This window comes from Propionibacterium freudenreichii subsp. freudenreichii, assembly GCF_000940845.1.
GTDB lineage: Bacteria > Actinomycetota > Actinomycetes > Propionibacteriales > Propionibacteriaceae > Propionibacterium > Propionibacterium freudenreichii.
This window is the reverse complement of the sequence record NZ_CP010341.1, coordinates 2,335,068-2,357,134: the sequence shown is the minus strand read 5'-3', so window position 1 is coordinate 2,357,134 and position 22,067 is coordinate 2,335,068. Positions and strand designations below refer to the sequence as shown.

Here is a 22,067-nt window from a genome sequence, read left to right as displayed (position 1 = left end):
TCCACATGGCAAGCAGAGCACTGGAGACACTGAGCCGCCTCACCGCCCTGGTCGTCGGATTCGTCGCGATGCCCACGCCGGCGGTCCGCGACGACCACGGCGCCCGCGACGATGAACGTGGCCTGTCGCAGTCCACCGAGAACGCCGTGCTGCTGGCCGGCGCCGTGGTGGTTGCCGGCATCGTGATCGCCGCCGTGCGCAGCTATGTCGAATCCAATATGCCCAAGTGAGGCGGCCGGCCGCACCCGCCGGGGGTCGCGGTCGGTCGTCGTGCGACGTCGGCGCGACGAGCGTGGCCTGAGCGAATCACTGCAATGGGGCGTGCTCGCGCCGGTGCTGATGCTCATCGTGCTCGGGCTCATCGAGGCCGGCGTGTGGCTGCACGGACGCAGCATCGTGCAGCAGGCGGCGCTCACCGCCGCCGAGACGCAGGCCCTGTCCGGGATCTCCTCGGATGCCGCAGAGAAGGTCGTTGCCGACATGACCGGTCAACTGGAGGCGGTGCGCACACACTCCCTTGTGAGTGACACGGAGATCTCGGTGACGGTCGAGGCGACCGTTCCGTTGCCACTCGACGTCGGGCTGGGTGACGTCACGGTGACGGCCACCCGCGCGAAGGAGCAGTAGGGCCCGGGACGAGTACGGCCGGGAAGCACCCGGGCAAGCAAACAGCAGGAGGGGTTGACCACACCGTGAACACGCTGGGCCGGACCGGCCGACACGTCGGCGGCAGGGCCGTGCACGAAGCCGCGTCCCCGGAGAGCTCGGGACGCCGCAGGTGGGCCGGCCCGCGCGAGTGGGTAGGTCGGAAGGCAGGTCGGCGGGAGAGCCGGCACGGCGAGCGGGGAGCGGTGAGCATCGAAGTGGTGGTGATCGTGCCCGGAATCGTCCTGTTCATCGCCCTGATGACTGCCGGGTGGCGCATCTGGTCGGTGCGTGCCCAGGTGCACGACGCCGCCGCGGCCGGTGCCCGGGCAGCGAGCCTTGCCGCAACCCACGACAAGGCCGTCCAGGCCGCCCGATCGGCCATCGCCGCCGACCTTGACGCCGTGTCCAGCCACTGTGTCGACCCCGAGGTGCAGGTCGACGGTTCGGCCTTCTCCCTGGCGGCGGGCCGCTCCGGCGAGATCGGCGTCGACGTCACCTGCCGGGTCGCGTTCTCGGACCTCGTGCTGGCGATGCCCGGGACCCTGGAAGCCACCGGCCATGCCGTGTCGCGGCTGGACACCTACAAGGAGCGAAGGCCATGAGAAGAGTCCTGTCGAGTGTCACGTCCCTGCTCGTGCTGCTCGCGTTGGTCCCCGGCGGGGCCATCGCCCTGGTGCACTGGGGCCGCGGAGACCTGCTGTTCAGCATCGAGTGGTCGGGCATCCTCTCGCGTCCCGACGACGGCTCCCTGGTGTTGTTGGCCCTCACCGTGCTCGGCTGGGTCGCGTGGGCAATGCTCACCGGCTCGGTGGTGGCCGAGGCACTGTCGGCGGTGAGCCATGGCCGCATCTCGGTGCGCCTTCCGGGATCACGGCTGTTCGGTCCGGCCGCCGCCGTGCTCGTCGCCTCCATCGCCGGGCTGATCGGCGTGCAATCGGCTGCGACGAACTCCGCGCCCTGTGCCTCGGTGTCGTCCACGTCGGCCGCAGTGTCTGCGGAGTCAGTAGCGGGGGAGGGGCCGGCGGCTGCGACGCCCCTGGCCGCAGCAGATGCGCAGGAAGCACCGTCACGGGATTCCCGTACCGACTCGGCAGCAACAAGCCCTCGGGCCGATTCCCAGTGGCACCAGATCGTCTCCGGTGACGACCTGTGGACCCTGGCCGAGCACTACTACGGCGCCGGGGAACAGTGGCGCGACATCGTCGGGGCGAACGCCACGCTGGGGCTTTCCGCCGTGGACGCCCTGCCCGTGGGCGTGATGATCGAGATTCCCGGCGCGACGGTGCCCGACGCCCTGCAGGACACGGCGGTTCCCGAGGGATCGCACGCATCCGAAGGGGCCGTCGCCAACTCGACCGTCCAGCTGCTCAATGAGGAGTTCGGGGCGCACGCCCCGTCTGACGAGGACGATCCGGACGGCGTGGCCGTCCTGTCCGACGGCGGTCCGGATGGTTCGGCCATCGTGACGGACGACGACGGTGTGGACGAGTCGGCGGAGCCATCCCTCGATGCAGGGTCGCCGGATGATCCAGGGTCGCCGGAAGGCGCCGGGTTCTCGGATGATGCTGGGTTGTCAGATGATGCCGGGTTGTCAGATGATGCTGGGCCAGCGACCGGAACGGGGCAGGCCGACGAAGCCGGACAGCCGGATGCGGGCGGGAACGGGGAAGCGGCAGTGCCCGCTGAGCCACCCGCGTCGCCGGATCCATCGGGTGCCGGCCATGGCGGCGGCGATGTTGTCGTCGCCCCGGGCGACACGCTGTGGCAGCTGGCTGAGACCCATCTGGGTGGCGGTGCGCAGTGGCCCCTGTTGGCCGCCGCGAACGCGGGGGAGGTGCCACAACCCGACCTGATCCACCCCGGACAGCGCCTGGTGCTGCCCGCGGTGGCACCGGGGCAGGGGCCCGCCACAACGGCCGGTTCACAGCCGGCCGGCCCCCAGCGTGCCGACTTCCAACTGGTTGACGGGACAGGGACCGGGGCTCGGGCCGTGGTGCCCGGAAACGCAGGCGGCGACGCCCACGCAGCAGCGCCGGACGAGGTGGCCCGGGCCGGTGGCGTGGGAGCAGATGCCGACCCAGCGGCCGGGGAGCAGGAATCCCGGGACCATGCCGTGGCCGACGCGAGTTCCGGCACGGCACGCGCGCACGGGCCTGCGAGCGAATCCGCCGGCGAGGGGCACGACGCCGCATCGCAGGGGTCTTCCGGCGAGGAGACCTCCGCGCGCGAGGCGTCATCAGACGAGGCCGGCGCCTCGGACATCGCGCGCTGGACGGGAGTGGCGGAATCGGCGACCGGTGAGGAACCCGCTCAGCAGGCCGCGCGCGACGGAGCGGTGTTGAGCAGCCAGCGCGATGTGCGCAATCAGGTGCTCTCGTTGGTGGGCCCGATCGGGGCGGCCTCCGCCGCTGCCGTACTGGGCGTGCTGGGACTGCGGCGTCGCTGGCAGCTCAATGCGCGTCCGCTGGGACGCCGCCGCCACGCCGTGGGTGCAGACAGCGCCCGCGCCGGAGCGGCCCTTGCCGCGGTCTCGGCGTCGCCCGGGTCGGTGCGGGGCATGCACGGCGCGCCCGGCGCGCCCGGCGCGGACGATGTGGCCGATGTCCTCGAGATCTCCCGCCCCGGGGCCCGGAGCTCGTCCCTTGATCGATCATGGCCGGACGAGCCGGTCGGACGCCTCAGCACTGGCGACCGTGGCGACCCTTCGGTGATTGATCCGGCCACTGGGGGCCTTGATGGTGTCCCGCACCGTGGCGACATCGAGGCCGGTGGCCCGGGCCCAGACGACATGGGCCCTGAAGACATGGACCCTGACGACCCGGCCCCTGACGACCTGGGCCCCGGTGGGTTGATCCCGCAGGACGCAGGCGGCGGGGCCGTGCAGCTGGGCGTCGCCGGGGACGACCCGGTGCGCCTGGACCTCGCATCCCTGGGGGTGCTGGCGGTCAGCTCCCCCGACACCGAACTGGTGACCGGCCTGTTCGCCGCCATGGCGGTGCAGCTGTCGGCCAACCAGGCCGTCGCCGAAGTGCATGTGCCACCCGACTGTGGCTGGCTGGAACGCCTCGAAGCACCGAACCTGCTCGTCGCGGCCAGCGAGGACGACCTGGCGGCGCGGTTGGCGGCCCTGGTCGCCCACCGCAGCGGAAACCTGCCCCCCGATCGCGACGCCGACGTCCTGCGCCTGGACCCGGAGCTGCGCGACGCCTGGTTGCCCGCCGTGTTCTTCCTGCACGACCCATGCACCGAGAGTCCGGAGGCGCTGCGGCGCCTGGGAATCGCGGTGGTCTGCCACGACGACGCGCACGAGTGCCCGCTCGTACTGGGCGAAGACCGGGCCCGCTGGCGGGGCACCGAGTTCACCCCCGACCTGGTGATGCCGCCGGCACGCCGGGCCATCGTCGAGCTGCTCGACGCCGCGGACGACACCGACTACGAGGAGGCGTGGTGGTGGCGCTTCGACGGTGACGGCGACCCCCATGCCGGCCCACCCGCCGGCGCGGATGTGCCGCTCGTCGCCCTACCCACCGTTCCCGCCACCTCATTACCGGAGGAGTCCACCGTGCTTGCGCCGCCGATAGATGCACCCTTCCTCAAGATCCTGGGGCCGGTTGAGCTGGTCAACACCCGGGGACGCCAGCCCAGCCGGGCCGTGCGCCAGTGCCAGGAATACTGCGCATGGATCCTGCACCATCCCGGATCGAACGCCGTGCGCATGACACGCGACCTGCTCATCGCCGACACCACCCGACGCTCGAACATGTCGCGGCTGCGTGCCTGGTTGGGGGCCGACGAGGCCGGCGAGCCCTATCTGCCCGATGCCTACACCGGCCACATCGCGCTGCATCCCGGCGTCAGTTCCGACTGGGAGCAGCTGCAGCTGCTGATCTCGGTGGGCGTCAACAAGGCCGGCGATGAGGCCCTGGTGGCCGCCCTGTCGATGGTGCGTGGCGCGCCACTGGCCGACGCGGCACCCGGCGAATGGCGTTGGGCCGAGGAACTGCGCACCGACATGGTGTGCACCATCCGCGACATCGGGGTCACCCTGGGGGAACGCGGCCTGGCCGCCGGGAACGTCGACCTCGCCCGGTGGGCTGCGGCACGGGCATTGAGCGCCGCCCCGGAGGACGAGATGTTGCTGCGCCTGCGGTTGCGCTCCGAGCACCTGGCCGGCAACCGGTTCGAGGTGGAGCGGCTCGTGTTGCACATCACCCGCCATGCACGGCTGTTGGGCGTCGACCTGCAGGACGAGACCGTCGAACTGTTGCAGGAGGTGATGGAGGGCCAGGCCCGCGCACGGCTGGCATGAGCCGGACGCCTCAGAAGCCGAAGAACTCCTTCACGCCGCCCATGAGCATCTGCGTGGCCACGATGATCAGGATCATGCCCATCAGGCGTTCGATGGCGGTGAGGAACCGCTCGCCCAACCAGTGGTGCAGGTATCCGGCGAAGAACAGGATCAGCGCAGTGGGCAACCAGGCGAAGCCAACCGCCGCGAGCAGCGCCGGCATGGCGTCGGGCGTCTGGTTGATCATGATCACCTCGATGGCAAGCACCGAGGGCCCGGCCGTGTAGGGCACCGCCAGCGGCACGATCAGCGGCTCCTCGAAGGTGCGTTCCCGTAGCGAGGCCTCGGGGGTGGGGAACATCATCCGCACCGCGATGAGCAGCAGGATCAGGCCCCCGGCCGTCGCAAGCGCGGGCTGGGTGACGTGCAGCACGGCGAGCAGGCCGCGTCCGGCAAGCAGGAAGATCACCATGATCACCAGGGCGATCAACAACTCGCGGGCGAGCACCTTCTGGCGTCGTGACGCCGGCACATGGCGCAACGCCGTGAGGAACAGCGGGATATTGCCCAACGGGTCCATCACCAGGAACAGCGTGAACGCCGACGACAGGATGTGGCCCATCAGGGCACCTCAACCGGCGAGACCGCGCGGGTGCCCTTGTTGAAGGTGGCATTGCCCAGCGAATGGGATCCGATGGTGAACGCCAGCGCGGCAAGCAGGTAGAACACGCCGGCGCCGATCGTCAGGGCGGGGCTTACCCCGTCGGGGGCGAGCAGCAGCGCGCCGATCACGGCACCGAGCACGGTGGCGACGTTGTAGACCACGTCGTAGATGGTGAACACCCGGCCGCGGTGCGAGTCGGCGATGTGGGCCTGCACCACGGTGTCCACCTGCACCTTCAGTGACTGGCCGGCCAGGCCGATGATGAAGCCGTTGGCCACCAGCGCCGGCGCCCAGAACACCGTGCCCACCACGGCCTGCGAGACGCCCATCACCACCAGCATCGCGATGATGCAGTAGCGCACGCCCAGGTGGTTGGCGATCGGCACCGAGATCACTCCGGACAGGGCGAAGCCCACCCCGCTGACCAGGAACCAGATGCCGATGCCGAAGATCGCCAGGTTGAGCTGGTCGGCATTCGGGAAGAAATGGTGGCGGTAGATCACGATCACGAACGCCATGAGCAGGCCGTAGCCGAGTCGCACGACCACCTCGGTGGCCATCGCCAACCATGCCGGACGGTGTGCCATCAGGTGACGGAAGCCGTCGACCAGCCCGGCGGCCACCTCGCGTGCCGAGCCGTGGTGGTCGGGGGTGTCGGGGCCCAGCCCGGCCCTCGGGATGCGCCACAACGTGGCCACCGACAGGCAGAAGAACAGGGCGCCCACCCCGAAGATCAGCGCATTGGCGCCGTCAATGCCCAGCGGGTCGGCGGCGAACAGCCGGATGGCCCCGCCCGAACCACCGCCGATGATCATGCCCACCGGCCCGATCATCGGCATGATCGAACTGGCATCGAGGTATTCATCGTCGTCCACCGTGTAGGCAAGCCCGGCCGACAGGCCGGCCAGTGAGAAGCGGTTGAGGCTCAGCATCACCAGCAGCAGGAGCATCAGTGCCACCTGGCTGCCGGCACCGGTGAGGTGGTTGGCGATCATCATCGCCAGCACCACCGAGCAGATGGCCCGCACCGTGTCGACGAGCAGTGAGATGCGCTGCCGCGGGAAGCGGTCGAGCGCCAACGAGACGAACGGCCCGACCAGCGAGTAGGGGAGCATCGTGAGCGCCAGCACCCCCGCCACGGCCCAGGCGCTGGTGGCGCTCTGCGGGCTGAACAGCAGATAGGACGCCATGCCGATCTGCACGGTGCCGTCGCCGGTCTGGGAGAACAGCCTCACCAGCGTGAGGCGTCGGAACGCACGATGGCGCCACAGTCGGCGCAGTCGTTGGGTGAATTCCACGTACTCCCCTTCGAACGATTGGTTTGCACGGGTCGGCGCTGAGAGCATCCGAATCGTATCGCGCTGCCGCCGGCGCACGCGGGGCATCAGTCGGCGAGGGGATGCACGACATGGAGGAGAAAAGCACCAAGGGGCTGCTGGTCACCCCCAACAGCCCCCTGGGCGTCTATGGGTGAAGGTCCGGGGACCCTCACGACGGTTGTGGGTCGGCTCTGCTCGATTCCCCCGGCGACTGCTGTGTGCGGGGAAATGAGTGCTGCATCAGCCCTCAACCTTGGTCCGATGCTACACACACATGAACAGAACGTGAGAATTGGCTCTCAGTTTTGGACCCGCTCTCAGGATCTGGCGCCCGGTACGCGTGGCGGAGTCTCAAGAACCGGTTGAGATTCTTCTGAAGTTCTTGGCGTGTCGGGCCGCTCAACCCGCCAGATCGCTCATGTGCCGGCGCAGGCGCTTCACCGACGAGCTGCACCGGTAGCGCACCATGTCCTCGGACATCTCATGTCGTCCGGCGGCCTCGCGTCCCGACAGGCCGTACAGGTAGACGCTGCGCAGCACCTCGGCACTGGGTGCGGTGATGAGTCCGCGACGGGCCGCCAGGTCGATGATCACCGCGGCGCGTTCCCGGCTGCTGCTGGCTGGTGGGGTGGGTGGCTCGGGAGGTTGCGAACAGGGCACCTCCCGTCCCGCGGCACGGTGCAGGCGCTTGCGGGTGTCGAGCACCAGGTTGGTGGCCACAGCATGGGTGCGACGCTCGATGGGGAAGTCGTGCAGCAGCTCCCACAGCGTTGAGACATAGTCGCCCACCTCGTGGCGGCGGTCACGGGAGGCCTGCGCGGCCAGTCGTGGCAAGAGTGCCTGGACGAGCAGGCGGCCGGCGCGGCGTCCCCCGCCCTGGCAGGCGATCACCAGGAAGGCGGCGACATCGTCGAGGCAGGCCACCTCGAGTGCTTGCCGGAAGCTGGGCACCTGCGCCAGCTCGGGGCAGGCGCAGCGCCATGCGTCGGGGAGGGGCTGGTCGCGCCATCCCTGCCACTCGGTGCGCAGCGCGTCGACCACCGGGTCGGCGCTGGAGACCCGCGTGCCCGCGCTGATGCGGGTCAGGGGTGCCTCGGTGGGACGGGCCGCGCGTCGTGTGCCCGGCCGGGTTGGCTGAGCGGCGCGCTGGAGGATCATGGCTCCGTCATGGGTGGGCGTGCCCCGCTGTTGACGGACCTCGGCCAGCTGACCGATGGCCGCGGTGTGTCCGGTGGGGCTGGTGTGGGCGGCGATGCCGGCCGGACGAGCGCTGTCGACGGCGATGTCGGTGCTCGAGGTGCGCGCTGCATGCAGGGGTGCGGCCTCTGCGTCGACGGGGCGGGTGAACTGCGGGTGCGTGGTCATGGTGACCTCCTTGCCCAACAGCCTCCCGAGCAGGTGTGTGCGCCGGTGTTGTCCGAGCACGCGCGGGTGTTGCCCGCACGGGGTGCGTGTTGCCCGTTCGTGTCGCGTGTTGGCCGGACGGGGTCGGCCGGGGGTGGTGGTCGGCGCCGGAGGGGAGCGTGCCGACCCGGACGCCGACGCGGCCGCGGTCCCGGATCGGGCGCTAAGTGGTCAACTGTGCGGCGTCATTGCCGCACAACTGTCCACCTAACGGTGTCCACAGGGCGGCGGATCGCAGCATGTGGGCCGCAGGATGCCGGGGCCCGGCGGCAGGGCGATATCTGGGGGGATGGCCGACGCCGAACCGCCCCACCTCAGGCGGGCGCCAGTCCCGTCTCATAGGCGAACAGCACCAGGCCCACGCGGTCACGGCAATGCAACTTCGCCAGCAGGCGTCCGATGTGGGTCTTCACGGTGCCCTCGGCCATGAACAGGTTCGTGGCGATCTCGGCGTTCGTGGCGCCCTTGGCCACCTCCACCAGCACCTCGCGCTCGCGGTCGGTGAGCACGTCGAGGCGCTCGTCGGGCTCGCCCACGTGGTCGGGCAGGGTGGGCGCCACATGGTCGAGCAGCCGGCGCGTCGCACTGGGAGCCACCACCGAATCACCGGCGGCCACCGCACGGATCGCGCTGAGCAGGTCGGCCGGGCGGGTGTCCTTCAGCAGGAAGCCGGAGGCGCCGGCCTTGAGTGCGGCGAACACATATTCGTCGAGGTCAAAGGTGGTGAGCACCAGCACCTTCGTGCCATTGTCCAGCGCCACCACCTGCTTGGTGGCCTCCACGCCATCCATGCCCGGCATGCGGATGTCCATCAGCACCACATCGGGACGCAGCGTGGCGATCTGGCGCACGGTATCGGCCCCGTCGACGCCCTCGCCGACCACCTCCATGTCGTCCTCGGCGTCGATGAGCATGCGGAACCCGCTGCGGACCAGCTCCTGATCGTCCGCCAGAAAGACCGTGATCGGATCAGACATGCGTTCTCCTCGTCATCGCGTCACCTTGTCGCCTCACGCTACCGGCCCGTCGTGGTGCCCGGGCCCCTGAGGGGACGCCTGATGCGGCGCTCCGCGATCGACGCGACCTTCCGGCGCGGGATCGGCGGGCTGCGCAGCCGGCACCCCGCCGTCGGCCGGCTCCCCGCCATCGGCCTGCGCCGGGGCACTGGCGGGCTCTGACGTGGCGACCTTCGGGGGCTTCGCGGCGATCGGCAACAGCGCCTTCACCTGGAACCCACCGGTGCGCCGGGCGCGGGCATTCAGCTTTCCGCCGACGGCCCCGACGCGCTCCTGCATGCCCTTCAGCCCATTGCCGGCCCCGTCATTGGGGGCCTTGGAACCCATGCCGTTGTCGGCCACCTCGATGTCGATATCGGCCGCGCCGTAGTTGATCTGCACCCGGCAGGTGGCCTGCGGGCCGGCATGCTTGAAGAAGTTGGTCAACGCCTCCTGCACCACCCGGTAGGCGGCCAGCCCCACGGTGGCGGGCACTGCGGGCTGGGCCCCGGTGACCTGCAGGCTCACCCGGTCGCCGGCGCGTTGCACCATCTCGGCGATGTCGCCCAGGCCGGGCTGCGGTGCATATTCGGTGCCGCCCGGCCCGGCGCGCAGCACGCCCACCATGCGGCGCATCTCGGTGAGTGCCTCGCGTCCGGTCTCGGCGATGGTGTCGAGGGTCTCGGCGGCCGCGGGCGGGTTCTTGCGCGCCAGCGCCTTGCCCCCCTCGGCCTGCACGATGATCACGCTCAGCGAGTGGGCCACCACATCGTGCAGCTCGCGCGCGATGTCATTGCGCACCCGGGCCTCGGTGGCCCGCGCCCGCTCCTCGCGGGTGGCCAGCTCGGCCTGGTAGCGCTGCTCGGCGGCGCGCGCCCGCTCCTGGCCCGTGATGTCGTTCTCGCGCACCCGGCGTCCGATGAGATAGGGCACCAGCACGGCCGCGAAGCACATCACGAACAGCAGCACGAGCATGCGGACGCGTCCGGCATAGCCGTCGACGAAGTTCACCGACCCGATCCAGCGCAGCGGGCCGATGACGGCACCGATCAGGCCGCTGAGCAGCACCAGGCGCGAGTCGTGGCCGCTGACCCACTTGGCCACCGAATAGGCGACCACCGGCACGGCCAGCAGTGAGGCGGTGGGTCCCGACACGGTGACGCACTGCACGAGGCTTGCCACCGACACGATCGCCAGCATGAGCAGGGGACGCCGACGCCGCAGCACCACCGGCGCGGTGATCGCCAGCGAGGTGAGCACGGACGCCACATAGTGGCCCTGGTGGTTGGCCATCAGGTCGCCCCAGAAGCTGGTGCCCACCATGAGGGCGGCGGTGAGCATCACGTCCCAACGCGACACCGGCTCGGGACCCTCGCGGTCCCAGCCGCCGGGCATCGTGGGCCACGGCAGGCGGGTAGAAGTCATGATTCACCAGCCTAGATGCGCCCCGACGCGGCCGGGAGCCCTGCGGTGGGCGTGCCCGCGGGCGGCTGGGTGGGCCCTCCGGGGAGGCAGCGACCCACAGGGCAGGCCCCCGGGCGTGGGCGTCCCGCATGGACGATGTCGCGAGTGGACCGTCAGCGACCCACAGGGCAGGCGACCGTTGCGGCGATAACGGTTTGCGTCGCCGGTTCGTGCCGGAAAGCGCCCATTTCACGCTGCTGCACCAGTGCAGGTCTCGCGATCCTAAATGAGGCCCCTGCCGCACTCATCGCCGGGGCGCCGATTTGTGGCCGGGGGGCGGTTCGTATCGTTTTTTCCACCAACTCAAACACCTTCGATCCCCCCTAGGAGGCGTATGTCGCTGCACGACATTCCCACAAAGGTCCCCACCCACCGCGCAGCCGAGTGGCCCGGCTACGGCATGGCCGGCTGCGACGAGCACTACGTGGAAAGGCTGTGCCGCGACGTCGATCAGCGCGTCGACCGGGCCGATCATCGGCTGTTGCTCCTACTCAAGACATGGTTCGAGTGTCGCGGGCAGTTCGATGACCAGCAGCGCGACCGCGTGCGCGCCGCCATCCTCGGCTTCCGTTACGACGTCGACCATCCCGGCAGCGACGCCATGTGCACCTGGACCGAGAGCCACCAGATCAGCTTCGCGGTATGCGAATACCTGGCCGGCCAGGAGTTTGTCGATAACACGTTCACCGACGAGCGTCGCCGCGGCGGGGAACTGCTGGGCCACGGGGCCACGCGGGTGGTGCGCTGGCTCAGCGATCGATTCCGCTATGGCTTCAGTGAATGGCTCTCGGGCGACTGCTACGCCATTGACGTGGCCGCGCTGACCCTGCTGATCGACTACGCCCGCGACGAGAAACTGGTGATCAGGGCCAGCATGGTGCTCGACCTGCTGCTGGCCGATCTGGCGCTGCACCGCTTCGATGGACGCTTCGTGGCGGCGTCGGCCAGCGCCAGCGCGATGGTGCGCATGCACCCCGAGCACTCGGCGGCGCAGGTGATCGTGGATGCCGCCTACGGCCCGGCCCTGCCGCTGATCGATACCGACCAGCTGGGCGCGATCTTCGTGTGCCGCCACCGCTACAAGGTGCCGCTGGCGTTGCGTGAGATCGCCGCCAGCGATGCCACCATGCGGGTGCTCACCTCCCAGGGCCTCGACGTGGACGAGGTTCCCGAGGTGTTGGCCGCCGACCCCAACTTCCCCCGCACCTCACCTGCCGCGCTGGCCCGCTTCTGGTGGGCGATGCAGGCATTCACCAACCGCGAGGTGGTGTCGGCCACCCGCGCCGTGCGGATGAGCGCCAAGCAGTCCACCAACCGCTTCCTGGCGTCAATGACGCAACTGGATGCGGTGCCGGCGTCCCTGCGCTCGCCGCTGCTGAGGGCGCTGCGTCCGGTGACCGACGGGATGGCGCTGCAGCGCGGCAATGTGCAGACCTTCCGCACTCCCGCCTACCTGTTGAGCAGCGCGCAGAGCTATCACCCCGGCGGCTTCGGCGACCAGCAGGCCCTGTGGCAGGCGTGCCTGCCCGGCGGCATCGCCGTGTTCGGCAACCATCCCGCCTTCCGCACGGTCGGCGACGGGGTTCCCGGTGGCGCGTCCAATGGTCGCGCGTCCGATGGCTGGGCCGGCGGTGGCTGGGTGGGCAACGGCGTGAACCCCGACATCGCCCAGCGCGACAACCTGTTGCTGGTGCAGTACGACCTGTCGGGGCGTCGCGGGCACCTGGAGGGCAACCGCAACCTGTACACGCACATCCACTTCCCCTTCGTCGACTTCGACGTCACCCGGGTGGGGCCGACGTGGGTGGCCGGCAGCCGCGACGGCAGCTATGTGGGCATCGTGGCGACCAGCACCTTGGACCTCGCCAGTGAGTTCGAGGTGGTGCAGCGTGGCGTGCACACCGGATATGCGGTGGTGCTGGGCGACGAGCGGGAGTTCCGTTCGATCGGGGCCTTCGTCGACCAGCTCAAGCAACATCGCGTGGCGCTGACCGGCGACCGGCTGAGCCTGCGGCCGCCCTACGGCAAGGCGCAGCTCACCTGGCAGGAGGGGCTGCGCGTCGGCAGTCGGCGGGTGCCCCCCGAGTACGCGCGGTACAAGAGTCGCCAGGTGAGTGCCGAGCGCTTTCCGCAGGCGATCCCGGTGCGTGGCGACGAGCACCTGTTGCTGCTTGATTGGGAGGCCGGCAGTCGCGAGGACCTGCCGATCATGGGCTGAAGCCGGTCATGGGTTGAACCCGATCAGGGGCTGGATCCGGGTTGCACGGGCCCCCGGGCGCGTGGACGGGTGCGTCCGGTGGTGGATCAGGCGATCGGGTCCGCTGCCCGGCTCCACAGCTCGGCATCGCGCGCCCGGGCGTTGCGGCGGTGGATCAGCACGGCCCCCGCGGCGGTGGCGGCGATTGCGGCAATGATCAGGGCTGCACGTCTCATCGGATCTCCTGGCGTTCACGGGTGCGTGGTGGTCGGGCCCGGCCGCGTGGGGCGGGCCCGACTCCTCAGCGTAGCCAGCGCGGGGGTGGGAGGCCGGTGCGGGAGTAGTCGGCCGCGGCGGTCAGTGCTGGAGCGGGTCGGATGGGCGGCCCGTGACGCCGGAAGCGGTTGCGATGGCGGCTGAGTGGGCAGTTGTGCGGGAATGACGCCGCACAGGTGCCCAATTAGTGGGGTTCCTTGCCGGACGCGGCCTGGCGGCCCGCGGCATGTGTGTGGCGTCCGGTTCGTCCTGGTTCGTCACTCAGTGGATGGTTGTGGTGATTAGACGCATCGAAACCCTCCACTTAAGGCCCGATCAGGCTGGTCCCGCCGCCATCTGATCGCTGAGTGGGCAGTTGTGCGGGAATGACGCCGCACAGGTGCCCACTTAACGGCCGTGGGCATGGGGACCAGCAGGATAGGTGCGGATAAAGCACCGTGGACGGTGCTTTTGTCGACCCCATCATCCGGTGGCGGGTCGCGGACCAGAGGCGTCGGCACCGCCCCGGGCGCGTCGCAACACCTCGCAGGCGAACCACAGCTCGTGGCGTCCCTGCGGGGTCTCGACGCTGGGACCCACCAGGGTGGCGGCGCGCTGCACCCGGCGTCGCACGGTGTGGCGGTGCACGCCCAGCTGCTCGGCGGCACGCTCCACCGAACCGTTCTGGTCGAGCCACACGCCCAGGGTGGCCAGCAGGTCACTGAACTCGGCGGTGGCCAGCGGACCCAGCGTCGCCGTGGCGAAGGCCGACGCCTGACGCGGCGGCAACAGGTCGAGCAGCGACGCCTGCCCCGCACTGCCCTCACCCAACAAGCCGGCCAGCGTGGCGTGCTTCACCTCGGCCAGGTCCCCCCATCCGCACGGCGCTGAGATCGAGAACGACAGGGCCCGACGCCGCAGGCGCTCCGCCAGGCGTTGGCGCTGCGCCGGCGCCAGTACGATCCACAACCGCTCCTCGACGATGCCCCACACCACCCGCAGGTCGGCCAGCGGGATCTCGGCCAGCACCCGTGGGTCGCCCGCCACGCAGGCCAGCAGCACCGGGTCGGCCGGCACCTGGGGCCATACGACGTCGTCGGAATGCTGCGCGGCCAGGGTGCGTCCGGCCAGCACCTCGGCGAGCAGCAGGTTGCGCACCCCGGCCATGGCGTCGTGATGTTGCTGTGACAACGCCAATTGCACCCCCAACAACTGGGCGGCGAGCAGGCAGGCCGACTGTTCGATCGAGTCGAGGTCGCGGCGTCGTCCGGCCATGAGCAGGCCGATGCGCCGGCCCTGCACGCCGTCGATGTTCTGCACCATCGCCCCGGTCGCGAAGCTCGATGCGCGCCCGGCCCCCTGGTGCACGGTGGCCAGCTCGGCCAGGCGTTCCAGGGGCACCGCCCCGGCGCGCGTGATCACATGCCCGCTGGTGTCGGTGAGCGCCGACCAGCCGTCGATGATCTGGGCCGTGGTGGACACCAGCGCATGGGCCGCATCGGCCCGTCCGACCGCCCCGATGAGGCGTCGCTGCGCCCGGTTGGTGCGCAACAGGTTCGCCTGCTCGGCACTGGCCTGCGCCTGCGAGACCGCCTTCACCACCGCCGAGAAGGGAATCGCCCAGGGGATCTCGAACAGCGGCAGGCCGGCCTGGTGGGCGGCGGTGAGCAGTGATCCGGGCACCGTTTCGTGCTGCGGGCCCAGGCCGAAGCCCAGCGCCACCACCGAGGTGTCGCGCAGCCGTTGCACATAGTCGGCGTACAGGCGACGACCGTGGTCCGAATCGGCCTCGGCGCCCTGCGGCAACACCGCCCCGGTGGTGATGAGCACCTCGCCCGGCTCGGTGAAACCGGTGGAATCGGGCAGCTCGCTCTGGTGGATCCACCGCACGGCACGGTCCAGGGCACCCTCGCCGCCGGGCTCGCGCAGCACGAGGCGCAGTTCGGGGGCCGCCAGCAGGTCGCGCACCGTGATCGCCATGGCAGCAGGCTACGCGCGCGGTACATACGGGACCATGCGCGTCCAGAAAGTGTACGAGACGGCCCATGGACGGGCCGTGGACCGTTCCTAGGCTGGCGCCAAACAGTACGGATCCCCGGTTGAACAGGCCACGAACCGACGGGCCACGGAATCCGCAGCGACGACCCGAGGAGGACGATGTGATCACCTACGAGGACTACAAGCAGTACCTCAGCCCTGCGCTGTCGAAGGCCACCAACCTGGTGATCGACCACGGCGAGGGTTCCTATGTGTGGGACGTGAGCGGACGGCGCTACCTCGACTGGGTGCAGGGCATCGCCGTGAACGCGCTGGGCCATTGCCATCCGCGCGTGGTGGAGGCCATCCGCGAGCAGGTCGGCAAACTGCTCACCTGTTCGTTCAACGTGGTGAACTACGAGTCCACCCTCAAGTGGGCCAAGCGGATCGCCGAGATCGCACCGGGCGAACTGGGCAGCACCTTCTTCTCCAACGGCGGCGCCGAGGCCACCGACGGCGCCCTCAAGCTGGCCAAGGCGTACACCGGGCGTCCGGGCATCATCGCCTTCAAGGGCTCCTTCCACGGACGCACGATCGCCGCCACCTCGGTGACCGCCTCGAGCGCCCACTACCGCGCCGGCTACGACCCGCTGGTTCCCGGCATCGACCTGGTGACCTATCCCAGCGCCGACCAGTCACCCGAGGGCTACACCGACGACCAGATCGCCGACTGGGCGCTGCGCCAGCTCACCGACCTGTTCGCCTATGTGCGCGACCCCCATTCGGTGGCCGCCGTGCTCATGGAGCCGGTGCAGGGCGAGGGCGGCTATGTGGTGCCGCCCACCAGGTTCGTCAAGGCGCTGCGCCAGCTGTGCACCGACAACGGCATCCTGCTGATCTTCGACGAGATCCAGGCCGGCTACGGACGCACCGGGCGCATGTTCGCCTCCGAGAACTTCGACGTGGTGCCCGACATCATGACCATCGGCAAGGCAATGGCCGGTGGACTGCCGGCCAGCGGCGTGGTGTCCACCCCCGAGATCATGGCCGCCTGGGGTCCGGGACGCCATGGCGGCACCTTCGGCGGCAACCCGGTGGTGGCATCCGCCGGGCTCGCCGTGCTCGACGTCTACGCCGAGACCCACCTGCTCGACAACGTCAACGCCGTCGGCTCCTACCTGGCCGGCCGCCTCGACGAGCTGAAGGACGAGTTCCCGATCGTCACCGACGCCCGCGGCCTGGGCCTGATGCGCGCCATCGAGCTCAACCACGTCGACGGGCGCCCCGGCGGTGACCTGCTGGAGGAGGTGCGGGCCATCTGCCTCGACAAGGGCCTGATGACCCTGTCGTGCGGGGTGCGCCACAACGGCATGCGCTTCGCCACGCCCCTCAACACCACCACCGAGCTCATCGACGAGGGCCTCGACATCCTGCACCAGGCCCTGACCACCGTCTCGGCACGGGAAGCGCCCCGGCACACCTCCGGCGCCACCACGAAGCAGGCGGTGGCGGCATGAGCGAGCTGATGGACGCCCGACGGCCCGCCCCCGCGCGGGCCACCAGCTCGGCAGCCACGGCGCCGGGCGTCGCCGAGCCGACCACCGGCACCCCCCGGGTGGTCTACTTCAACATCGACGGTGACCTCGACTACGAGCACGCGCTGCTCGAGCAGTGGGGCATGACCGACCGCATCGACCTGGTGGACGCCAAGCCCGGCGACAACCGGCCCGACACCTTCGTGAAGGCCGTCGGCGACGCCGAGGGCGTGGTGGTGGAGTACTTCGAGGTCACCAATCCGGTGCTCGACCAACTTCCCCACCTGAAGATCGCGGCGGTGCAGGCGATCGGCTCGTCGAACATCGACCCCGATGCCGCCACCGCCCACGGGGTGGCCGTGACGAACGCCCCCGGATTCTGCTCACCCGACGTGGCGCTGCACACGGTGGGCATGATCATCGACCTGGTGCGCAAGATCAGCTTCCTCGACCGCTCGGTGCGGGCCGGCAGCTGGGACCCGATGCTGGGCGGCCTGCCGCACCGCATCACCGGGAACACCATCGGACTGGTCTACTTCGGCTCGATCCCGAAGCTCATGGTGCCGATGCTGCAGGCAATGGGCCTGCGCATCGTGGTGTTCGCGCCCACCAAGAGCGCCGAATACCTTGCCGAGTGGGGCGTCGAGAAGGTGGACACGCTCGATGAGTTGCTGGCGGTCAGCGACATCGTCTCGCTGCACACCCCGCTCATGGCGGCGACCCACCACCTGATCGGCGTCCGCGAACTGGCGCTCATGAAGCCGAGCGCCTTCCTGGTGAACACGGCCCGTGGCGCCGTGGTCGACGAGCCCGCCCTGGTGGACGCGCTGCGTGACCGACGCATCGCCGGGGCCGCGATCGACGTGATCGAGGACGAGGACCACGAACGGTCCGAGCTGTTCGGGCTCGACAACGTGGTGATCACCCCGCACGCCGCCTTCATCTCCACCGAATCGCTGGCCGACGGCAAGCGCATCGCCCTGGAACAACTGGTGCAGCGCCTCGTGGCGGGCAAGCGTCCCGCCAACCTGGTGAACACCGAACTCGAGATCGGATAGCCCATGCATGCAGTCGTCTTCAACGGACCCCACGACGTGGCAGTGCGCGAGGTCGCCGAGCCACGGATCACCGACCCGATGGACGCGCTCGTGGCGGTACGCGCCGCAGCCGTCTGCGGATCCGACCTGTGGACCTACCGCGGCATGGCCTCGGTGGCGCCCGGAGCCCGGATCGGCCACGAATTCCTCGGCCAGGTGGTGGACACCGGCTCCCTCACCGACCAGGTGCGCGTCGGCGACTGGGTGGTGGCGCCGTTCCGCTACTCCGACGGGCAGTGTGAATACTGCCGTGCCGGGCTCACCTCCAGCTGCACCCACGGCGGATTCTGGGGCCGCGAGGTGCTCGACGCCGGGCAGGGCGAACTGGTGCGGGTGCCCTTCGCCGACTCGACCCTGGTGAGGATCGGCGACGGTGACGAACCCGACGAGTCGATGCTTGCCGACCTGCTCACCCTGTCGGACGTCTATCCGACCGGCACCCACGCCGTGGTCAAGGCCGGGTTGGACGCCTATTCCTCGGTGGTGGTGATCGGCGACGGGGCGGTGGGCCTGAGCGCCGTGATGGCGGCGCGCCGCGCCGGCGCCGACGAGGTGATCGTGCTCGGCAGTGCCCACCCCGACCGCCGCCAGCTGGCCCTGACGGTGGGCGCCGACCGGTTCATCAGCGTCCGTGGCGCCGATGCGGTGCAGCAGGTGGCCGACATCACCCACGGCGCGATGGTCTCGCACGTGGTGGAGTGCGTCGGCACCCAGGGCTCGTTCGACACCGCCTTCGGCGTGGTGCGCGACGGCGGCACCGTGTCATACGTGGGCCTGCCGCACCAGGTGAGCATCGACCCGGCACGGCTGTTCATGCACAACATCACGCTGACCGGCGGCATGTGCCCCGCCCGGGTGTACATGCCGCTGCTCATGGACGAGGTGCTGGCCGGCCGCTCGCACCCCGGCCGGGTGTTCACCGCCACCCTGCCGCTGGATCGGGTGGGCCGGGCCTACGAGCTGATGGACCGCCGCGAGTCGATCAAGTGCCTGCTGACGGTGGGCGCGTAACGCATTCGTAACCGCATATCGAGTTCATATCGATTCAATGAAATACCAATGAAACATCGCGAAGTTAGTGTCACCATATCAGTTGAAGTTGGCCAGACTACCGGGTGGGAGATGCCATGGAAGGGTTCACCGCAATTATCGCGGCCGTTCCATATACGGCGCTCGTCACGCTCGGCGCATTCGGACTCGGATTTGTCCTCGCAATTCCGTTGATGTTTGCCCGGCGGGCGCGCCTCATGGTGGTGCGGGGTATCTCCGGCTTCATCGTCGACCTGGCGCGCGGCATCCCGCCGATCGTCTGGCTGCTGATGATCTACTTCGGGCTCCCCAACCTGGGCATCATGCTCGACCCGATCCCGGCGGCCATCATCGGCCTGGGCATCATCACCGCCGGCTACCTGGCGGAGATCTTCCGCGGCGGGATGCTGGCGGTGCGCAAGGGCCAGTTCGAGGCCGCCAACGCCCTGGGCCTGGGCGGCTGGACGTCGTTCACCCGGGTGGTGGCACCCCAGGCGATGCGGGCCATGCAGCCCGGCCTCACCACCTACTCGATCGGCCTCATCAAGGACTCGTCGATCGCCTCGGTGATCGGCGTCACCGAGATGGTCTACACGGCCAACAGCTACGCCAAGATCTCGAAGGAGGGCGTGCTGCTGTTCTTCGAGGCGGCGCTCATCTACCTCGTGATCTCGGTGCCACTGGGCCTGTTGGCGCGGCGGATCGAAGCCCACAAGCAGGAGGCGAGCGCACGATGAGCGACACATTCAGCTTCTGGTGGGCCAACCTCCCGCAGATGCTCGGCGGGCTGGTGGTCTCGCTGGAACTCACCGGACTGGCCCTGGTGATCGGCATGCCCTTCGGGCTGCTGCTCGCCATCGGCATGGGCTCGCGACTGGCCCCGCTGCGCTGGCTGTGCATCGGCGTGGTGGAGGTCGGACGCGGCGTGCCGGCCCTGGTGATGCTCTACGTGGTCTACTTCGGCCTGCCGGCCATCCACTGGTCGCCCACCGCCATGGTGTGCGCCGTGATCGCCCTGGCCTTCACCACCGGCGGCTACACCGGCGAATACATCCGCGGCGGGCTGGTCTCGGTGGGCGAGGGCACCCGGGAGGCCGGCCTGGCGCTGGCGATGCCCACCGCCGACGTGCTGCGCTTCGTGGTGGTGCCCCAGGGGATGCGCGTGGCGATCCCGTCGTTGATGGGGCTGGCCATCCAGATATTCCAGGCCACCTCGCTGGCATATTCCATTACCGTCAGCGAACTCACCGCCCAGGCATATTCCATCAGTTCATCGTCATTCCGGGCGCTGGAGATATTCGGGCTCGCCGGAATCATCTACGCCATCATCACCATTCCGGCCACCTGGGTGGCCAACCGGGTTGAGCGTCGCCTCAGCCTGCGTGAATAGCACGATGCCTGTCGTTGTCAACATGTTCCAGCAAGGATGTCCATTCGTTCCAGCAAGGAGATAACCATGTCTGTTTCATTGTCCAGGATTGCCTGTGTTGGTGCGCTCGCCACCGCCCTGGTGCTGTCGGGCTGTTCGGGCTCGTCGGGTTCCGGCGCGAAGGTGGCGTCCGACTGCAAGCCGGCCCACACCTTCAACACCGTCAGCTCGAAGAAGCTGACCATCTCGGCCCCCGACTTCGCCCCCTTCGTCTCGAAGAAGGACAACACCCAGTCGGGCATCGACGTGGACGTGATCAACCAGATCGCCGCCATGGAGTGCCTGTCGACGAACTTCCTGCAGGTTGACTACAGCGGCGCCATCCCGGCCGTGCAGTCCAAGCGTGCCGACGTGGCGATCGGCGACTACTACCGCACCACCAGCCGTGCCGAGGTGGTGGGCCTCAGCAAGGCGATGTACGTCGACGGCATGGGCCTGGTGTCGAAGGACGGCGTGAAGGACATCCCCACCGTGATCACCCACAACGTCGGCACGGTGGATGGCTACCTGTGGGTGAACGACATGAAGAAGCTCATGGGCGACAAGCTCAAGATCTACAAGTCGAACGTCGAGATGTTCGCCGACCTCAAGGCCGGACGCATCGACGTGGGCATCGACTCGGTGCCTGCCGCGCAGTTCCAGGCGGACCAGAACAAGGACGCCGGACTCCAGGTGGCCACCGCCAATCCGGACGACCAGGTGGGCGCGTCGGTGAAGCCCGCACAGGTGGGCATTCCGTACACGAAGGACAACGCCGACCTGGGCAAGGCGCTTGACGACGACATCGCCACCCTGCGCGGCAACGGCAAGCTCGACCAGATCTTCACCGACCACAACGTCGACACGAGCCTCACCAAGCTCGACGGCGACTACCTGGTGCAGAGCTGAGCGGTGCAGCGGGGCAACTGACGAACGCAACTGACCAACTGACGTAACTGACTAACGCAAGGGGAAGTCATGACACAGCATGTAGCAGCCGCACCAGCGGCCGCGCCGGCAGTGCGGATGCCCGGCGACTACGCCATCGAACTGGGCGGCATCCGCAAGTCGTACGGCGACCACGAGGTGCTCAAGGGCGTCTCGCTGCGCGTCAAGCAGGGGGAGGTGTGTTCGATCATCGGCCCCAGTGGCGCCGGGAAGAGCACCCTGCTGCGTTGCGTGAACCTGCTGGAGGAACCCGACCACGGCAACATGATCGTCGACGGCCAGTACATGCAGGGCGGCATCAACCATTCCCGCAAGGAGCTGCTGGAGCTGCGCCGCCGGGTGGGCATGGTGTTCCAGTCGTTCAACCTGTTCCCGCACATGACCGTGCTCGACAACATCGTGCTGCCCCAGCGTCGCGTGCTGAAGCGCAGCCCCGAGGCGGCGCGCGACAAGGGCCGCGAACTGCTCGACAAGGTGGGCCTGGCCGACAAGGCCGACTCCTACCCGGCCAAGCTGTCGGGCGGACAGCAGCAGCGGGTGGCCATCGCCCGGGCGCTCGCCCTGGAGCCCAGCGCCATGCTCTTCGACGAGCCCACCAGCGCCCTCGACCCGGAATTGGCCCACGGCGTGCTGAATGTGATGAAGGAAGTGGCCGCCACCGGAATGACGATGATGGTGGTGACCCACGAAATGAATTTCGCCCGCACCATCGGCGACCACCTGGTGGTGATGGAGGACGGGGCGATCCTCGAGGAGGGCGACCCCGAAAAGGTCATGTCACATCCCGAGAAGGAACGTACCGCCGAATTCCTGTCAGCGGTTATCAACAGATAGGAAGA

At 69.2% G+C, this 22,067-nt stretch carries 19 protein-coding genes; 12 read left to right on the top strand and 7 right to left on the bottom strand.

Features of this window, described 5'->3' with window-relative positions:
• Nucleotides 1-5 precede the first annotated feature (5 nt).
• From RM25_RS10300 to RM25_RS12040, 4 genes are all read left to right on the top strand, one after another.
• On the top strand, nt 6-230 hold the full coding sequence (locus RM25_RS10300; protein ID WP_013162041.1) for a hypothetical protein: 225 nt from the start codon (nt 6-8) through the stop codon (nt 228-230).
• A gap of 40 nt (nt 231-270) precedes the next feature.
• The gene (locus RM25_RS12045; protein ID WP_052809193.1) at nt 271-627 is read left to right on the top strand and encodes a TadE/TadG family type IV pilus assembly protein; all 357 of its coding nucleotides are present in this window, start codon (nt 271-273) and stop codon (nt 625-627) included.
• A gap of 224 nt (nt 628-851) precedes the next feature.
• Nucleotides 852-1,250 (top strand): hypothetical protein, encoded by a 399-nt coding sequence (locus RM25_RS10290; RefSeq protein WP_044636429.1) that lies wholly within the window; start codon nt 852-854, stop codon nt 1,248-1,250.
• On the top strand, nt 1,247-4,957 hold the full coding sequence (locus RM25_RS12040; RefSeq protein ID WP_080774554.1) for a LysM peptidoglycan-binding domain-containing protein: 3,711 nt from the start codon (nt 1,247-1,249) through the stop codon (nt 4,955-4,957). The genes RM25_RS10290 and RM25_RS12040 overlap by 4 nt, the downstream gene beginning before the upstream one ends.
• Before the next feature lie 10 nt (nt 4,958-4,967).
• Here the strand turns inward: RM25_RS12040 and RM25_RS10280 are convergent, their stop codons facing one another.
• The 5 genes from RM25_RS10280 to RM25_RS10260 all read right to left on the bottom strand — a co-directional run bounded on the left by RM25_RS10280 (nt 4,968) and on the right by RM25_RS10260 (nt 10,743).
• The gene (locus tag RM25_RS10280; RefSeq protein ID WP_013162037.1) at nt 4,968-5,558 is read right to left on the bottom strand and encodes a MarC family protein; all 591 of its coding nucleotides are present in this window, start codon (nt 5,556-5,558) and stop codon (nt 4,968-4,970) included.
• A complete protein-coding gene (locus tag RM25_RS10275) occupies nt 5,558-6,898 on the bottom strand; it encodes an MFS transporter (protein WP_060759140.1) in 1,341 nt (446 codons plus the stop codon). Before RM25_RS10275 ends, RM25_RS10280 begins: the two co-directional genes overlap by 1 nt.
• 420 nt (nt 6,899-7,318) lie before the next feature.
• Entirely contained in the window at nt 7,319-8,284 is a 966-nt protein-coding gene (locus RM25_RS10270) for an RNA polymerase sigma factor (protein WP_013162033.1), read from the bottom strand.
• Nucleotides 8,285-8,637: 353 nt separating this feature from the next.
• A complete protein-coding gene (locus RM25_RS10265) occupies nt 8,638-9,300 on the bottom strand; it encodes a response regulator (RefSeq protein WP_013162031.1) in 663 nt (220 codons plus the stop codon).
• A 33-nt stretch (nt 9,301-9,333) separates the two neighbouring features.
• A complete protein-coding gene (locus tag RM25_RS10260; RefSeq protein WP_013162030.1) occupies nt 9,334-10,743 on the bottom strand; it encodes a sensor histidine kinase in 1,410 nt (469 codons plus the stop codon).
• A gap of 373 nt (nt 10,744-11,116) precedes the next feature.
• Between RM25_RS10260 and RM25_RS10255 the strand changes: the two genes are divergently transcribed.
• Entirely contained in the window at nt 11,117-13,000 is a 1,884-nt protein-coding gene (locus tag RM25_RS10255; RefSeq protein WP_044636426.1) for a hypothetical protein, read from the top strand.
• A gap of 86 nt (nt 13,001-13,086) precedes the next feature.
• Here the strand turns inward: RM25_RS10255 and RM25_RS13315 are convergent, their stop codons facing one another.
• The gene (locus RM25_RS13315) at nt 13,087-13,215 is read right to left on the bottom strand and encodes a hypothetical protein (RefSeq protein ID WP_013162027.1); all 129 of its coding nucleotides are present in this window, start codon (nt 13,213-13,215) and stop codon (nt 13,087-13,089) included.
• 502 nt (nt 13,216-13,717) lie between these two features.
• Entirely contained in the window at nt 13,718-15,214 is a 1,497-nt protein-coding gene (locus RM25_RS10250; RefSeq protein ID WP_044636425.1) for a PucR family transcriptional regulator, read from the bottom strand.
• A 179-nt stretch (nt 15,215-15,393) separates the two neighbouring features.
• Here RM25_RS10250 and RM25_RS10245 point away from each other — a divergent pair, with 179 nt between their 5' ends.
• The 7 genes from RM25_RS10245 (at nt 15,394) to RM25_RS10215 (ending at nt 22,062) form a co-directional block, all read left to right on the top strand.
• Nucleotides 15,394-16,728: an aspartate aminotransferase family protein gene (locus RM25_RS10245; RefSeq protein WP_013162025.1), complete on the top strand. Its 1,335-nt coding sequence runs from the start codon at nt 15,394-15,396 to the stop codon at nt 16,726-16,728.
• A complete protein-coding gene (locus RM25_RS10240; RefSeq protein WP_013162024.1) occupies nt 16,725-17,804 on the top strand; it encodes a C-terminal binding protein in 1,080 nt (359 codons plus the stop codon). The genes RM25_RS10245 and RM25_RS10240 overlap by 4 nt, the downstream gene beginning before the upstream one ends.
• Nucleotides 17,805-17,807: 3 nt before the next feature.
• Complete coding sequence (locus RM25_RS10235) at nt 17,808-18,854, top strand: zinc-binding dehydrogenase (RefSeq protein WP_013162023.1); 1,047 nt, start codon at nt 17,808-17,810, stop codon at nt 18,852-18,854.
• A gap of 116 nt (nt 18,855-18,970) precedes the next feature.
• Complete coding sequence (locus tag RM25_RS10230) at nt 18,971-19,609, top strand: amino acid ABC transporter permease (protein ID WP_013162022.1); 639 nt, start codon at nt 18,971-18,973, stop codon at nt 19,607-19,609.
• Complete coding sequence (locus RM25_RS10225) at nt 19,606-20,262, top strand: amino acid ABC transporter permease (protein WP_044636424.1); 657 nt, start codon at nt 19,606-19,608, stop codon at nt 20,260-20,262. Before RM25_RS10230 ends, RM25_RS10225 begins: the two co-directional genes overlap by 4 nt.
• 66 nt (nt 20,263-20,328) lie before the next feature.
• Nucleotides 20,329-21,189, top strand: a complete 861-nt coding sequence (locus RM25_RS10220; RefSeq protein ID WP_013162020.1) for a substrate-binding periplasmic protein — start codon at nt 20,329-20,331, stop codon at nt 21,187-21,189.
• Between the two features lie 69 nt (nt 21,190-21,258).
• Entirely contained in the window at nt 21,259-22,062 is an 804-nt protein-coding gene (locus tag RM25_RS10215; protein WP_013162019.1) for an amino acid ABC transporter ATP-binding protein, read from the top strand.
• Nucleotides 22,063-22,067 lie beyond the last annotated feature (5 nt).